Below are 13,529 nucleotides of genomic sequence, written 5' to 3'. Positions count from 1 at the left end.
TCCGCCGATCTCAAGATGCGTGATTGGTTCTATAACCGAAGTAGAACGTGCGACGGCAGCGAGGTCGACTCCTCGAACTTGGCCGATTTTGGCGATTGACTGGCTGTGGGAAGTATAAGCGGCAGTAGACTAATCTGGTATCGATCTCTATGCCTATAATCAAAAAAGCTATTTCCACCGACATATAGTTAAATATCATGGATAGTCGGCTTCAGCCATTTGTTGTCATTGTCATGTTTCTTTTTGTATTTGCTGCGCTCCTGTATCTCGTACCAGATCCAACTCACAAATCACTTCCCGAGAAACCAACTACGTTAACAAACGACACTATCCGGGATTATATAACGGAATATGAATCTGCATATGTAAATAATGAAATTCTTGAACAACGTGGCAATCTTGAAGCTTTAGATATGACTATTATGGGAATATCAGTAAATAAAACGAAATATGGATATCGAGTAGACGCTTCCTCATATCTCTCTACAGGTTCTACCTGGTATCGATACCCTCGAGATGAACACAGTTACAGAGTCACTTATTTTATTAATGCGTCTACTATCAAACGATCTTCAAACTTCCCTAAATAAGCGTGGTCTTGAGAACATCATTGGAACAACCTAGCGATAGCGAGCATGATGCTGAGAAGGCACGTAGATAATGCCAACTCCCATATTACACGTCGCTCATAGCAGGCGTGTCCACAACTGCTTAGTGCAACATGGAGAAGTGAGACAAATGGACGAGCATTCGGAAGAGTTCCGTGACGCTATCCCGGACGAATACCGGGAGAAAGTGGAGAAGCTCCAAGAACATCGACCATGGGAGGACGGTGAAGAGGAACAAGATGTTGACGACACAGAAACGACGACTGAATCCACCGATGAGAGTGACACTCTCGAATCAGTAGATGCTATCGAGGACCTCGAAGCGGAAGTTGAAGCGGAGGCGGAGGCGCTCTTAGACGAGATACAAACCGAGTACGACGACTGATTTTCCTCTGGTAACTGTACAACGAGACGGATCAAGAGTGATGTCTATGAGAAAGACACATATTGTAAGAGCTGTAAGGACAGCACATGAGCGCAGACAAGCGTATCCCAGTCAGCGAAGAACGCTGGAAAGAACTGGGAGACCTCAAGGAAGCGGGGCAAACCTACGACGACCTTCTGGACGACTTGATCCAGGAGCACAAAAACCACCGCCTGGCGGAAATGGTACGCGCAAAGCGTGAGAAGGACGACTTCGTCGAGGTCGATCTCGACGAATGGTGAGCATTGGACGGCTGAATAATTTGCAGCTAGATTACTAGGAGAACGTAATTATATGACAGAGTACCAACTATTGGTCGACCCGGACGAACTGGACTACATCGAGAACCTCGATGAGAAGAGCGCACGAATCATCAAATCTAACCTGAAGAAGCTCGCGGACACCCCTTATCCCGGCCGTGGGCAGGGAGATAAGGAGCGGCTAGTTGTGGATGGTGAGAAAATCTACCGGATGCACATCAGCCGGTCATACACCGCCTTCTACGACATCCTCGAAGACGAGAAGGTGGTTCAAGTCTTCGAGGTGCTGCCAATTGACGAGGCTCACAAACGATATGGACACTAACGGGTGGCGTCGTCTTTGTTTTCGTCTTCCCCAGTATCATTATCTCTTCCCATGAACAGAATATAACGGGAAAACGTCGAATATTTCAATACGATATTGAGAGTGCACAATCTCTCCCAGAGTAGAATTGTTTTGTGTACCGTGAATCAGAGACCTAGAGATTGACGTCGGGCGGCACTTCTCTCGAATGCCTGATCATGGTCTCTATCGATTCTTCCACAAGCTTAGGATAGTTATTAGATCTGCTATCATCAAGAATACCAATCATTCGAACCCATCGAGCGAATCCTGCATCATCGGATTTAATAAGCAAATTAGGATCGATTACCGGAGGATAATATCCCTCCTCGTGTGGTGAGACATCAACGACAGTCATGTTAGAGGTATCCGCACTAAGGATGTCATTTGATTCGTTAATCGAGAGCAGAATGAGCGCTTCATCGTACCCGTCAGTAGCCGGGTCAACAGACTCGGACTCACAAGCACGACAGCGGGCAGCGTCAAGTATCCACTCCTTAGGGGGGTCAATCAATGTTTCAAGGTTTGGCATATCCACGACACGCAGTGCGTCGTACATGACTGGTTCAGCGATGTCGATTTCAGTACTACAGAAATCACAAACGAGTGAATGTGGCGTGCCAACCTGCTCACCATGGAGCTTCCGTCTTAGCTCATCAGCATATGTTGAGGTAGATCCACTCATAAAATTGCCAAAGTAGAGGAGAGATAAATAGATGACCGTGGTGCGTAATTCTTGCGCAGACGCGACACCCGCTCGACCGCAGCTTGGGGAGCGCAAAGCACAGCGAGCGGAGGCCCGAATTGTGGGCGATGCGGCGGAGCGTCAACACACACTGGAAAATACAAACTTACGAAGAACAGCAACGAGCATCCCAAGCCGGAGAAGAGCGGAGCGCCGGCCACTGCCAAGCGGAGCGGACGGAAGCGGGGGCTTGCCCCCGACCCGTAGGCTCCGGCGCACAAGCGACGTAAGGAGCGCTAACGAGTGGCGGTTGGTGCGTCGTGCAGTACTGTCTCTCTGGATATTACTCATTCACAACGTTGAGGAGTGGTTTTGCCCCCGGACGATCGAGAGCAGCGATGTACCCGTACGCCCACGAGTTCCGCCTCACAACCACGCCATGCCCAGGTTCGAACTCAGTAAACTCACCCTTCGCGAAGGAGTGTTCCTCTTCGGTCGCCGTCTCTGTTTCCGTGACGGCACCCTCTTCGTCCCGTGATTCGTGTTTCGTGTACTCGTTGAACTCCGACCCGATGACCGTGCGGGCGTATTCGATACTTTCGGCATCCTGCAGTCGGAGAATGATCGACGTCACAAGGCCGGAGAGGATGGCGTTACCGCGGTCTCGTCCATAGTTATCGTACAGTTGCGAGACGGACTGCAGTGAGATGAGGAGCTGCACCTTCTGCCCACGACCAACGTTCACGAGTTCACCAATACGCCGGAGGCCATCGATCCGGGCGAACTCATCCAGGACGAAGTAACTCCACCGAGACGAGTCATCGAGGGCGTGCATTGCCGAGTGGTCGACGAGAAAGCGGAAGACGGGACGGACTTGCTCGGACTGCCGGATTGGATTGTCGAGAAGCAACACACGCCCCTGTGGGTCGTCCATGTACTCACGCACCGAGAAATCGCCTGCTTCCGCGAAGTCACCGACAAAGACGTCCTGAACCTTCTGTTGGAGCGTGGCGAACACACCGGCGGCCTGTCGGTCTGCTTCGGGATCAATGGCGCTAGCGGCAGCCATGAGATCATCGTGTTCCGAGAGGCGCTCGTACATTTCCACGCGATCACACCGTTTGAAGAAGTTGATGAGGGCTTTGTTGTGCTGTTCGGACGGGTCTAACTCCCGATGGAGGTACTTGAGAACTGCCGTGAACAGTTGTCTCGCGGCCGTATCGAAGAACTCGCTCCCTCCGTTGCTTGTCTGTGGGAACATCGCTCGGGATATCTCGTCAAAGCCGTCTTCGTCCTCAACCTCCCGGAAGAGGTTCCAGTAGTCGGTTGAGTTCTCACTCGAGATACGAATGATATCCCGGTCAGATTCGTACTCTTCGAAGTAGCGGCGGTAATCGTCTTTGTGGTCGTAGACGACAACTGGCTCGTCCTCGTCGGCGTTCATCTGATGGGTGAGGACTTTACCCGCTTCGGTTTTCCCGGAGCCTGTTGCGCCCAGCAGAAGCGCCGAGCCGGTCTGACTAATCGAGAGGCAGTTACCGAACTTCTCAGCAATGCCGACGTTTCTCGACTTCGTGCTATCATCGCCTATGATGATGCCGAGCAGCTGTGTCCCTGTATCGAACGGGAGTGCGTACCCATCATCGACTGCTCGAGCGTGTGCCTTCCGTGTCCACCATCGGCGTATCGGGGCGATGACGACCATGCTCACCGTGAAATAGACGGCGATAAGGCCGACAGGAAGCGTCAACCACCAAAAGTCGATGAGGACGTCGATGAGAGGATTCATCGGAACCTCTCGGCACTGTGCTGAGTGTCCTGTTCAAACTCGTGTTCTGGTAGTAGTGAAGGGGTGTTCTCTTGATGCTGTTCGACAAACTTCGTGTGGGCGTCCTCACGGACGCTCTCAATGTCTTCTGTGTTCATGTACAAATCGTCCTTTGTGCCGGTGAGGGCCACGTGCACGTGTGGATTCTCCGAGTCCCGATGCACAGCGTAACAGTAGTCCGCGGTCGGGCGGTCCTCCGTGAACTCCTGCATAGTCTTGCGAGCATAGAGCGACAGCTCGTCATCGGAGAGAGTGTGCCGATTCTCAGGTGAGACAATGATAGAGCGTTCGAACTCGTGAGCCTCGCTTTTCTCGACGAAGTGCTGAATCTCCGCGTTAGTCATCTCTTCGCCGTACCGATTGTGTAGGCCGTTGCCTTCCTCCTTGTTCATGTACGAGAGGAGGTTTGACGCACCTGATTCTCGGTAATCCGTGTGTAGGACTGTGACCATGGCTGTTCGTGGTTACTTCACGAGGTCGGAGAGGCCATCAGCGTCTTCTTCGGCTTCGATCGCGTTCAGTGCGTCCTCGAGTTCTTGCTGAAACTCGGGATGGCTGTCGAGGCGATCGTGTAGTCTGTCGGCGGCTGTCTGGAGTGCTTCTTTACGTTGCAGGTCCGTGTACTGGCGTTTCTGTAGTTCCCACAAGGCGATTGAGTAGACTGCTGACCGTGCCTGGACGTCCTCGGAGTGGCGGGCGACTTGTTTCAGTTCGTCTTTCCCGCTGGCGATGATATCGGTAATCCGCTTTTCGGCGTCAAGGTCGTCCACGGCGTTCTTTCGCTGTTCCTCGGCGCGTTGTTGTTCGACGAGCTTCTGGATGTACTTCGAGACCGACAGGTTGCGGTCTTTCGCCTCTTGCTTGTAGAGGTCTTTCGTTTCCTGATCGACGTATATCGTGATTTTTTTAGCACTTGTCATTGGGATGTCTGCTTGCTGTAGCGAGGTGATTATTCGAGTGTGTGGAGTTGCATGGCAGGTTAAAAACCTGCCCCCACAAGGGGGGAACCACACCGCTGTACCGCGGTTTATCGCACCGTGCCGCACGGTATATGCACCGTGTGCGGAGTACTTATTATTTGGGTCGAACCATCTCCAATATGACATCCTCTTATGCGTGAAAAAGAGGACATCCAGGGCATGCTGATACAGACCTGATTGATCGGTGAGACATGAGTTTACAAACTGCCACCGTACCGCACCGCCACTCGTTTCGGTCCCTCCGGTCCCTTCTGCGCCGGAGCCTACGGGTCGGGGGCAAGCCCCCGCTTCCGTCCGTTCCGCTCGGGGGTGCCCGTCGCTCCACTGTTCTCCGGCTTGGAGTGAGGGGTTAGTCATCCGCGATGACTGGTTTCGGAGCATACGACTGTGGTTCGGTTGGTTCGTCCTGCTCGCTCTCTTCTTCGTCCTCGACGTCTGCCTCATCAGTGCTGAGTTCACGAGCGAGGTAGGCGTCAAAGTCGCCATCGTCGCTTTCCCGATAGTCGAGGACGGCCTTCGCGAAGTCGCTCACACGCTTTCGGACACGGTAGACATCCCCGTCCACGTCGACGAGACACTCGCTGTAACTCGTCTCGTTATCGTCACCTGCAGCCAACCCACCCGAGAGTTGCGAGGCCTGCATCGCCGAGAGGCCGAACGGTTCGGGGTCGGACAGGCCCATCTTCCCCATGTTTTGCCACCCGCTGATGGCACACTGCTTAGCAATCCGCTTCGCTGCATCCTCGTTGAAATCGTCGTCAGCCTGTGAAATGAAGTCGAACATCAACCCGGCGTTCCGGCCGGCGCGGACCATCGACTCTAATCGGCCTGCCTGTGCCGCTTCGGCGAAGAGGTCGTGTGCTTCGTCAACCACGACGTCCACGTAGTTCTCTGTCTGCTTCGCGACCTCCGGCGCGATCGAGAGGATATACGCGAGTGCCATGCCCTTCTCGACCGCTGGTTTGCCTTCGAATTTCTGCATATCGAAGTAGAGGACACGACTGGAGAGGTCGACCTCCGACTCGCCATTCATCCACTCAAACGCACCGTCCGGTTCGTCGTCCGGTGTCGGCTTGAACGGCTTGAGGGCGGTAAGGAGAATTCCGGCGTGTTCTTTCATCTTTTCGACCTCGTAATCCGTGCCTTCGGCGGTGTACCCCCCGGGGTTGGTGGCCGCGTCAGCCATCACACCGAAGAAATCCTCCATCGTCGGCGACTTCTCGCGGGAGTGCGTCTGTGGGTCATCGGTGATACCGGCCTCCGAGAAGGTGTTGCGGATGAGTTCGGTCAGCGTTGCTCGCAGCTCCTCGGGCTCGCTGGCGTTCTTCTGCAGGTAGAGGTAGAACATATCGGCGATGAGGTTGATCTTCGAGGAGAGGTCAGCCGTGAACCCACCACCGTGTTCACCCGGAGCGCGGACTTCGAACGGGTTGATGTTCGTCTCGCCCACTTTGACCTTTCCACCGTTGAACGTCTCTACCACGCCATCGAACCCACGGGCAATGTCGACGATAATCGTCCGAAGGTTCAGTGTCTGCAGCATATCGGAGATAATCAGGTCCTTGATGTTGAACGACTTGCCGGACCCGGAGCGGCCAACCCAGAAGCGATGCGGGACAGCGAGTGACCGCCGGTCGACCTGCAGTAACCCGAGCGGAGTACCGGAGCGGGCAAGTGCCATTCCGTAGATCGTCCCGGACTCATGCGTCTGATAGCCGCCGGCCATCGGGAACATTGCCCCGAGGGTATCACTCGGCATTTCGAACCGTGTATCGTTGTGTGAAGCGTCTTCGAATGCGTCCCCGGGAGTCGGTGCCGCCGTCTTCATTGCCGAGAGTTGCCGGTCATCCGCGCCGGTTGCGACGATATCGTTCGTCGCGAGGAACTCGTTTTTCACCTTCTTACGGAGCTTGAGCGCCTGCTTCCGGGAGTCTGCACGGATAGTGACGACCATCGACACTTCCGACGCTTCAACGCCGTTGTCTCGCATGTGGTCTCGGAGGATAATCTTCTGCGTGGCGGCCACGTTCGCGTCGTCTGACTTGGCCTGCTTTCCAGCCTTCTCGATGCCCATCGCGCTGAGCCACTCTTGATCGGTGGCGAGCTCGTCCATCTTCTCGCGGTACTCCGTTGCGTGCACGTAGAGCGCGGTATCCATCCGAACACCCGGCACCGAGAGGGCGTCAGTGAGAAAGCCGGGTTCGGGCGAAGACGGCCACCCAACGACCCACAGACTCGTCGTGTAGTGGTCGTTCACGTCCACCGTTTTCACCCCTTCGTCGATGTGTGCCGGACCATAGATAGCTTGTTCACGTGCGCTCGTGGACGTCTGTTGCGTGACCCACTCGCGGACAGCAGCGAGTCGGCTATCCACGTCCTCCTGGGCGTCCTCGTGCTCGACGTCGTCGCGATCGTCACTCACGTACGCGGCCGTGGGAACAGGAGCGTCAGTCGTGATATCCGAGAAGTCGAACGGAGTTGATTCGTCCAGCCAGAAGCGACGAAGGTAGGCTATGCTCTCGTCCGACGTCAGTCGGCGACTTCCTGCGACACTCACCACGGCTTTCTGTACCGTCTGCACACGGTTGTCGAGGGCTTCGGCTTGCTTCTCCTTGGTTGCATCACCGGAGCCGAACACACCGATCGCATCGGCAGCATGTGCTAGATACCCGCTATCCTCGGTTGGTGTGTCGACCTCGTGAGGCTCAATCCACACGACAACAGTGCACGTCTTATCCATCACGCCGGACCCGGCCAACCAGTCGATGTAGTGTTCTGCTTGCGAGTCAGCGTACGCACGTGCTGGGTGCGGGAGGTCATCGTTAAACGCAGCCTCGTCGAGGTCATCCGTCTGCGAGATATCGTTCGGGAGTGTTTGCGGCAGGTGAACCTTCACGTCAAATCCCTCCGATTCGGCCTGTGCGATGTGCTTGTTGATCCCGTTCGCGAGGTCTGCCGCGTCGAGAATCCAGTCGTTGCGGTCGTGTTCCGAGACGTTCTGCAGGTCGACCGTGACGTGCGTGAAGAGCGTCCCGTCGTCAGTCTCCAGGGCATCATACTCGGGGTGCACATCCGTCACACCGGGGACGTCCGCCGCGTCCGGACCAACCAACGGCATTCGGAAGCGTGAGCGGAGATAGTCGGCCTTCTTGCTAATCGTCTCTATCGGCGTTGCGTACCACGGTGTTCGTTTCACGGCGTAGTAGAGCCCGCCGGCGAGACTGCCAACGGACACGAAGAACCACATTAGCGGCACCGAGATGTACGTCAGTTCGACATACGCGAGGGCGGCTGTCGGGACCGTGATGATCGTGAGTTCGCCGAGAGACAGCCCTAATCCAAGGTCGAAGACGCTGCCAGTCGTCTCTTGTGGGATGGTTGTTTCGAGGCCAATGCTTCGCCCGGAATTGTTGTCGTCAGTCATCGTTGTTTTGTTGTTCGAGGTGGTCGAGTCGCTGTTCACGCAATTGTTCTAACGAAGATGATCCACCGTCTGTGGCCACTGTCTCGTCCCCGCCGTGGAAATGATGGACACGTTCGCGGAGTGTCGTAGAGTACGTCTGCACCGTCTGTCTGCCGGCCTCTCCGGTTGCGTACGCGCTTCCTCCTTCGCCCACGGGGTTGTGACCACGGATTCCTCGGTGGAGGTCACGGGCACCAGTAACCCGCTGGTGGGTTGTTGCTTTGACCTCGCTGGCGCGTTCGCGTTGGTTCTGGTAGGCCTGTTGCATCCCATCAGCCGTGGGTGCCGTGCCGATAACACCGACTGAGGCAAGCGCTGCACCTCCCTTGCTAAGCATCACGTACGGGAAGACGAGACAGGCCAGCGACGTCCCGAGTTGCATCGCGATGAGTTGGATACCGGCCAGGCCGTACTGTCCGAAGATATCCGACGTCATCGGCGAGAACCCCACTGAGATCGCGATCGAGATGGGGAGCGCCACGAGGATGAGCATCAACCACAACTTCGTGAGGCCATCGCCAATCATGCCGAGACCCCGGACGGGTACCGACTTGAGTGCGTAGAAAAATGGAATCCATGGGGCGAGTGCTGTCAGGCCGATAGTCCGAAGACTGACAAGGCTGATGACAGCGAGAACAATCCAGATATTCCAGAACGCGATCGCGATTAACCCGACGAGGAGCAATCCCTTGAGGCCGTTCGTCGCAATCGTGCTTTGCGTGACGTCACCGACGATGCCGAGCGTAAGGGCGTTGCCGATGTTTAACGCGAAGCCAACGAATTGCCAGCCCCAGAAGGCCATCAACCACGCGATGACTACATTCTTCGTCCCTGCTCGCTCGTAGCGGGCGGGAAGGATACCGAGACCTCGACGTCCTAGTGCGAGGTAAAGGCACGTCGAGGAGATGGCAATGAAGAACGTCCACGGTTGGCCGGTCGTCTTCCAGTCGTGGTACTTCTCCGGCCAGACCATGTTACCCGGGCTTTGGTACCAGCCACTTCCCCAGCTCGGCGCCGGCGTGAACGTCACCATCTTGATCGCGGCGTTGAGAGTGGCGTTGATGAAGCGAAACAGGCCGCTGACGAAGTATCCAAGGACAGCCAGGAATGCGTCGAGGATGGCGTTATAGAACATCCCGCCACCACTACCCTGCATCCCCGTCGAGTTGTTGTAGACGCCGAGTGTGCTGTTATTCGAATTGTATTTGCCCGTCTCGTTGAGATAGCCCGACCCGTACGGGTTGACCGTCGGGCGAGTCGTTGCCGCTGTCTGATTTGTGCTCGAGTTGTTCGCTGTCGTGTTGTCCCCCGTGGACGTCGGTGTCGACTGTGCGGCGGTTACACCAGTGACGACGACACCCACGAGGAAGAGACAGCAGAGCACTCGAAACAACGTGGTTCGGTGGTTCATTCGTATGAGGAAAGAAACGTGGTTAGTTCGCCTATCGGCGGTTAGAACATGCAGCTGAGGCCGACGTCGCCAAGCGAACTCCCAAACATGCCGAGAACCCACCCGACGAGTTGTGGAAGCGCTGCCCCGGCGAACAGGAGACCAACAGCCGACAAATATGCTTTACGCGACCCTGCTTTGCCGTGACTTCCGCCTGAGCGAGAGGACATCATTGTTTTCCCCCCGACGAAGAGGCCGGCTAGGACGAGCACAGAGCGCATGAGGTCGCCGAATTGTCCGATGCCGTTCGAAGCGTTCGGCACACTGCACGCCCCGGCTGCAGCGGCGGGGTCGGTGGCGAGGAGGAGTGCGGCCACCCCCGCGCCTGCGATGAGTTTGGTTTTCCGTCCTGTTCGACTGAGGGTGTTGTTTTCGAACTTCATTCCATCCAATACAACCCTCTCCGATAACAAATAGTTTACGGACCCTATGTTGATATCGATCGTTGGGTCCGTAACATACATGATGGATGAGGAAGAAGGTTTACGCATGCACAACAACAATGCGATAATAATGGTTCGACTCAAAGATGTAGATCATGACATTATTAACCAACTCCGGGAAGGAGACCGGACCCAGTCGTTTCTTGTCGACGAAACAGGTTACTCTCGACAATACATTCACCAACGGCTTGAGGTCCTTGAGGCCGCTGGATACATCGAGAATATCCACGCGAAATCAGCACTGTATCATCTTATCAAGGACCCAGAGGAAGATGAGTCATGAGCACTGACACCCAAGCGACGATGTTTCAGAAAGTCGTATGGACGACAAAAGCGCTCCCTGTCGCTCTGTTGCTCACGGTGGCGATCTTTGCGATACTTCGCCCATTCATTGGCGATGTTGGGGCGATCATCGGCTTTGTAATCGGTCCAGTCCTCACTCGGTTGTATTTCCCTGCGCCCTGACTGACGGCCTTCTCTTCTTGCTCACACAAAAAGACCTCGTCGCCGCACTTCCAGTTACTGCTATACACCTCACTCATTTATAATTGCGCACATGCGCAATGGTTGCGCATTTGCGGAACTTTAAGAGGTTGCAGATACTCGGAATATTTGTAATGGGCGCAATCAACACGGACTGTATGACCCGCTCCCGCGGACTCATTACATTTACTGAACGCGAACGTATCGCTGACAGCGACACCGTAGAAGATTCAAAACGGTATCAGGCGATCTCCCGTGTTCGCAGACGCATCAACGAGGAACTGACTGAAGAAGTGAAACTGCTGGATGAGCATCACCCCGCTCTGCTTGACGAACTCCGAAATGTCGTCTGCGAGGAACGTGACAAATGAAGAGCGTCAGCCATGCGTCAGACGCCCATCACTCAAACAGTAATAGGGTTTAAATAAAGAGCATACGAATCCCACAGCTATGTAACGAATTTCGACTGCGGCAGAAGGGATCGGGGAGGTCAATTCCTCCCCTAAAGCTTGAACACCTATCCCTTCTGTCGCGACCGTAAAATAGTTTGCCCCTCGTGAGTGGCGAAACTATCACTCGGTCGTGACAGCGTTTCTCTCCCGTCCGCTGCCGTCCCCCAACGGGACAATCACAAAACCACACGAATGAGCGAGAACGCTGTCAGCACAGCAGTAGCACAGTTTACGGAGAGTGTGACGAACGCTTTCGACGAATATACAGACGCGCCGACGACCGTCGTCGACGAAATCGAAACAGCAGGCGAGCAGCTCGCAGAGCAAGTCGACGAGCTCGAATCATCCCACAAGTTCACCAAACGGTCACTGTGGGATCTCGAAGACTGTGTACTGGGGGATTGGGATCCGACCCGTCCGCGCTTCGAGGAGCGATCTATTGTAGACCAACTGGATGAGGTAGAGGAAGATGTTGAGGACGTAGCTGTGGGGGTCGAAGCGCCAAAGACCACCCTGCAGAACACGCTGCTCGCCGAAAGTCCGCTGGAGCAAGTCTGTGGAATGACCGACGATGAGGCCAAGGAGCACCTCCACGAAAATCAGTATCGAGCGACCCGAGTTGCGTTGACCGCCAAGATCATAGGGAAGAAAACGCCCAAGGGATACGTTGTCTCGAACAAGAAGCTCCGCGAGGAGCTTGCCTCAATGCTTGGTGAGTATCCGAACGATGGGACTGTGAAGCGCGTCAGGGACTTTCTGGACGACATGGGGAAAGAGCATGTCCGGATCATCGACCACCGAGGATCGAAAAAGGTCGTCTTTGACAAAGCGTTCGCGAAGCGTCTCGGGACTGACTACGTTGCGCCCGAAGAGTGCCTTGTCGTCCAGCACAAGAAATCGTGGAGAGACATTCTCGACTCACATGTGTCCCGTAAGGAGGATGCTGAGGCGTCTGTAGCAACGTAAGCAAACGCCAAATATCACGGCCGAACAGTCAGACAAATAACCGGTTGGACGTTCCCCAACGTGTCCTTGGGTGACTGACGCCTACTCTACTACTTACTAGTCTAGTATAGTTATAATAATAAAACAAGTTTGTTTATAAAGGGTCATACGAGACAGTGTTTTACTCTCGTCGAGAGATTACGCGACAGGTGTAATCCAACCGTCGTCTAACAGTCGTTCCGATGTGTGCCCAAACGTGGGGGTGAAATGGCGCACGTCAATCCCCACGTTTGTCGGGTGGCACGTCAGTGGTTGGTGTTGTTGTGACGAGGTTGGTCTTTCCCACCCGACAGTGCATGCTAGCCATTCACAACCACATAATTCCTCTGGATAGATTAGACAGTCCCTTGTTGTTAGTCGCTACCTTTTCCGAATACCCACCATTTCAGACGCGTTCCGAGTGACTGTTCGCGCCAGCTCCGTTCTTCCTCTACGTACTCCACGAGTTCTTGTTTCTCCTGCCGATCGGCGATGAGTGTCTGCTTCTCGTTGCGTAGTCGGTCGATATCGGTTTGTGCTTGGTCGAGTTCGTCGCGTAATTGGTCTAGTTTTGCTTCGTATTCGGATCGAATCTCCTCCGATTCGTGGCGACTACGGACCAGTGTTCGGATGTATTCGGCACGTGATTGCCCCGATTCGTCCGCCTCTTCGTCTAGCGATTCGATTGTATCCGATTCGAACCGTAGTGTAACGGGTTCCATTACGAAGCGCATACGCCCGTAGTGACTTAGGAGTCAGTCAGACGTGCGTGCGACGCATTTCGGGTGGAAATCGTTGTTAGTATAGCCTACTAACCTGCGCGATCAGCGCACCTACAGATAATATAGCTACATTTAGTTTATCGGATCCCAATCGGCTCTAATCGGACTTGTGAGTCGATTTACTTCGGATATACACAGGAAGTGGTGGTGTGTGAGTTACTTCTGGTTAAATCCATAAGCGGAAGTAACACCACCCCGGGACCCCCGTCTCAATCTGTGCGCAGTCTAGGCTACAAACTCCTCACGGTTAAAGAGCTAAGCATATCTACCGTAACGCATTCTGCAAGCACATGGCTCTATAGTGAGAGATTGTGGTAAGACACATGTTTTTATAAAATGCATTC

General features: G+C 54.6%; 15 protein-coding genes. 7 read left to right on the top strand and 8 right to left on the bottom strand.

The features are described from left to right. Nucleotides 1–197 precede the first annotated feature (197 nt). The 4 genes from AC1XDK_RS30505 to AC1XDK_RS30490 all read left to right on the top strand — a co-directional run bounded on the left by AC1XDK_RS30505 (nucleotide 198) and on the right by AC1XDK_RS30490 (nucleotide 1,617). Complete coding sequence (locus tag AC1XDK_RS30505; RefSeq protein WP_483353790.1) at nucleotides 198–590, top strand: hypothetical protein; 393 nt, start codon at nucleotides 198–200, stop codon at nucleotides 588–590. A gap of 148 nt (nucleotides 591–738) precedes the next feature. After that, nucleotides 739–993, top strand: coding sequence for a hypothetical protein (locus AC1XDK_RS30500; RefSeq protein ID WP_483353789.1), 255 nt, complete (start codon nucleotides 739–741; stop codon nucleotides 991–993). Between the two features lie 86 nt (nucleotides 994–1,079). Continuing rightward, nucleotides 1,080–1,274, top strand: coding sequence for a hypothetical protein (locus AC1XDK_RS30495; protein ID WP_483353788.1), 195 nt, complete (start codon nucleotides 1,080–1,082; stop codon nucleotides 1,272–1,274). Between the two features lie 52 nt (nucleotides 1,275–1,326). Then, complete coding sequence (locus tag AC1XDK_RS30490; protein ID WP_483353787.1) at nucleotides 1,327–1,617, top strand: type II toxin-antitoxin system RelE family toxin; 291 nt, start codon at nucleotides 1,327–1,329, stop codon at nucleotides 1,615–1,617. A gap of 154 nt (nucleotides 1,618–1,771) precedes the next feature. On the opposite strand, the gene AC1XDK_RS30485 is transcribed toward AC1XDK_RS30490, so the two are convergent. The 7 genes from AC1XDK_RS30485 to AC1XDK_RS30455 form a co-directional block, all read right to left on the bottom strand. Continuing rightward, complete coding sequence (locus AC1XDK_RS30485) at nucleotides 1,772–2,320, bottom strand: hypothetical protein (protein ID WP_483353786.1); 549 nt, start codon at nucleotides 2,318–2,320, stop codon at nucleotides 1,772–1,774. Between the two features lie 343 nt (nucleotides 2,321–2,663). Next, on the bottom strand, nucleotides 2,664–4,109 hold the full coding sequence (locus AC1XDK_RS30480; RefSeq protein ID WP_483353785.1) for a type IV secretory system conjugative DNA transfer family protein: 1,446 nt from the start codon (nucleotides 4,107–4,109) through the stop codon (nucleotides 2,664–2,666). Beyond that, nucleotides 4,106–4,600 carry a relaxase/mobilization nuclease domain-containing protein gene (locus tag AC1XDK_RS30475; RefSeq protein ID WP_483353784.1) on the bottom strand — a complete coding sequence of 165 codons (495 nt, stop codon included), beginning with the start codon at nucleotides 4,598–4,600 and terminating at the stop codon, nucleotides 4,106–4,108. Before AC1XDK_RS30475 ends, AC1XDK_RS30480 begins: the two co-directional genes overlap by 4 nt. 12 nt (nucleotides 4,601–4,612) lie before the next feature. Continuing rightward, a complete protein-coding gene (locus tag AC1XDK_RS30470; RefSeq protein WP_483353783.1) occupies nucleotides 4,613–5,068 on the bottom strand; it encodes a hypothetical protein in 456 nt (151 codons plus the stop codon). Between the two features lie 409 nt (nucleotides 5,069–5,477). After that, nucleotides 5,478–8,552, bottom strand: a complete 3,075-nt coding sequence (locus tag AC1XDK_RS30465; protein WP_483353782.1) for a VirB4 family type IV secretion system protein — start codon at nucleotides 8,550–8,552, stop codon at nucleotides 5,478–5,480. Beyond that, nucleotides 8,545–10,002 carry a TrbL/VirB6 family protein gene (locus AC1XDK_RS30460; protein ID WP_483353781.1) on the bottom strand — a complete coding sequence of 486 codons (1,458 nt, stop codon included), beginning with the start codon at nucleotides 10,000–10,002 and terminating at the stop codon, nucleotides 8,545–8,547. The genes AC1XDK_RS30465 and AC1XDK_RS30460 overlap by 8 nt, the downstream gene beginning before the upstream one ends. A 41-nt stretch (nucleotides 10,003–10,043) precedes the next feature. Then, nucleotides 10,044–10,424, bottom strand: a complete 381-nt coding sequence (locus AC1XDK_RS30455) for a hypothetical protein (protein WP_483353780.1) — start codon at nucleotides 10,422–10,424, stop codon at nucleotides 10,044–10,046. Between the two features lie 79 nt (nucleotides 10,425–10,503). Between AC1XDK_RS30455 and AC1XDK_RS30450 the strand changes: the two genes are divergently transcribed. From AC1XDK_RS30450 to AC1XDK_RS30440, 3 genes are all read left to right on the top strand, one after another. Then, on the top strand, nucleotides 10,504–10,767 hold the full coding sequence (locus AC1XDK_RS30450) for a MarR family transcriptional regulator (RefSeq protein WP_483353779.1): 264 nt from the start codon (nucleotides 10,504–10,506) through the stop codon (nucleotides 10,765–10,767). Between the two features lie 358 nt (nucleotides 10,768–11,125). Next, a complete protein-coding gene (locus AC1XDK_RS30445) occupies nucleotides 11,126–11,338 on the top strand; it encodes a hypothetical protein (protein ID WP_483353778.1) in 213 nt (70 codons plus the stop codon). 273 nt (nucleotides 11,339–11,611) lie between these two features. Beyond that, on the top strand, nucleotides 11,612–12,385 hold the full coding sequence (locus AC1XDK_RS30440) for a hypothetical protein (protein ID WP_483353777.1): 774 nt from the start codon (nucleotides 11,612–11,614) through the stop codon (nucleotides 12,383–12,385). 392 nt (nucleotides 12,386–12,777) lie between these two features. Here the strand turns inward: AC1XDK_RS30440 and AC1XDK_RS30435 are convergent, their stop codons facing one another. Continuing rightward, nucleotides 12,778–13,125 carry a ribbon-helix-helix protein, CopG family gene (locus tag AC1XDK_RS30435; protein WP_483353776.1) on the bottom strand — a complete coding sequence of 116 codons (348 nt, stop codon included), beginning with the start codon at nucleotides 13,123–13,125 and terminating at the stop codon, nucleotides 12,778–12,780. Nucleotides 13,126–13,529 lie beyond the last annotated feature (404 nt).

Source organism: Haladaptatus sp. HS23 (assembly GCF_056892285.1).
This window is presented reverse-complemented; position numbering and strand designations above follow the sequence as displayed.

Bases quoted from the DNA above. Each gene is read 5' to 3' on its own strand.
- AC1XDK_RS30470 (WP_483353783.1), bottom strand. From the start codon at position 5,068: ATGACAAGTGCTAAAAAAATCACGATATACGTCGATCAGGAAACGAAA.
- AC1XDK_RS30465 (WP_483353782.1), bottom strand. From the start codon at position 8,552: ATGACTGACGACAACAATTCCGGGCGAAGCATTGGCCTCGAAACAACC.
- AC1XDK_RS30460 (WP_483353781.1), bottom strand. From the start codon at position 10,002: ATGAACCACCGAACCACGTTGTTTCGAGTGCTCTGCTGTCTCTTCCTC.
- AC1XDK_RS30490 (WP_483353787.1), top strand. From the start codon at position 1,327: ATGACAGAGTACCAACTATTGGTCGACCCGGACGAACTGGACTACATC.
- AC1XDK_RS30480 (WP_483353785.1), bottom strand. From the start codon at position 4,109: ATGAATCCTCTCATCGACGTCCTCATCGACTTTTGGTGGTTGACGCTT.
- AC1XDK_RS30435 (WP_483353776.1), bottom strand. From the start codon at position 13,125: ATGGAACCCGTTACACTACGGTTCGAATCGGATACAATCGAATCGCTA.
- AC1XDK_RS30445 (WP_483353778.1), top strand. From the start codon at position 11,126: ATGACCCGCTCCCGCGGACTCATTACATTTACTGAACGCGAACGTATC.
- AC1XDK_RS30455 (WP_483353780.1), bottom strand. From the start codon at position 10,424: ATGAAGTTCGAAAACAACACCCTCAGTCGAACAGGACGGAAAACCAAA.
- AC1XDK_RS30450 (WP_483353779.1), top strand. From the start codon at position 10,504: ATGATGGATGAGGAAGAAGGTTTACGCATGCACAACAACAATGCGATA.
- AC1XDK_RS30440 (WP_483353777.1), top strand. From the start codon at position 11,612: ATGAGCGAGAACGCTGTCAGCACAGCAGTAGCACAGTTTACGGAGAGT.
- AC1XDK_RS30505 (WP_483353790.1), top strand. From the start codon at position 198: ATGGATAGTCGGCTTCAGCCATTTGTTGTCATTGTCATGTTTCTTTTT.
- AC1XDK_RS30485 (WP_483353786.1), bottom strand. From the start codon at position 2,320: ATGAGTGGATCTACCTCAACATATGCTGATGAGCTAAGACGGAAGCTC.
- AC1XDK_RS30500 (WP_483353789.1), top strand. From the start codon at position 739: ATGGACGAGCATTCGGAAGAGTTCCGTGACGCTATCCCGGACGAATAC.
- AC1XDK_RS30475 (WP_483353784.1), bottom strand. From the start codon at position 4,600: ATGGTCACAGTCCTACACACGGATTACCGAGAATCAGGTGCGTCAAAC.
- AC1XDK_RS30495 (WP_483353788.1), top strand. From the start codon at position 1,080: ATGAGCGCAGACAAGCGTATCCCAGTCAGCGAAGAACGCTGGAAAGAA.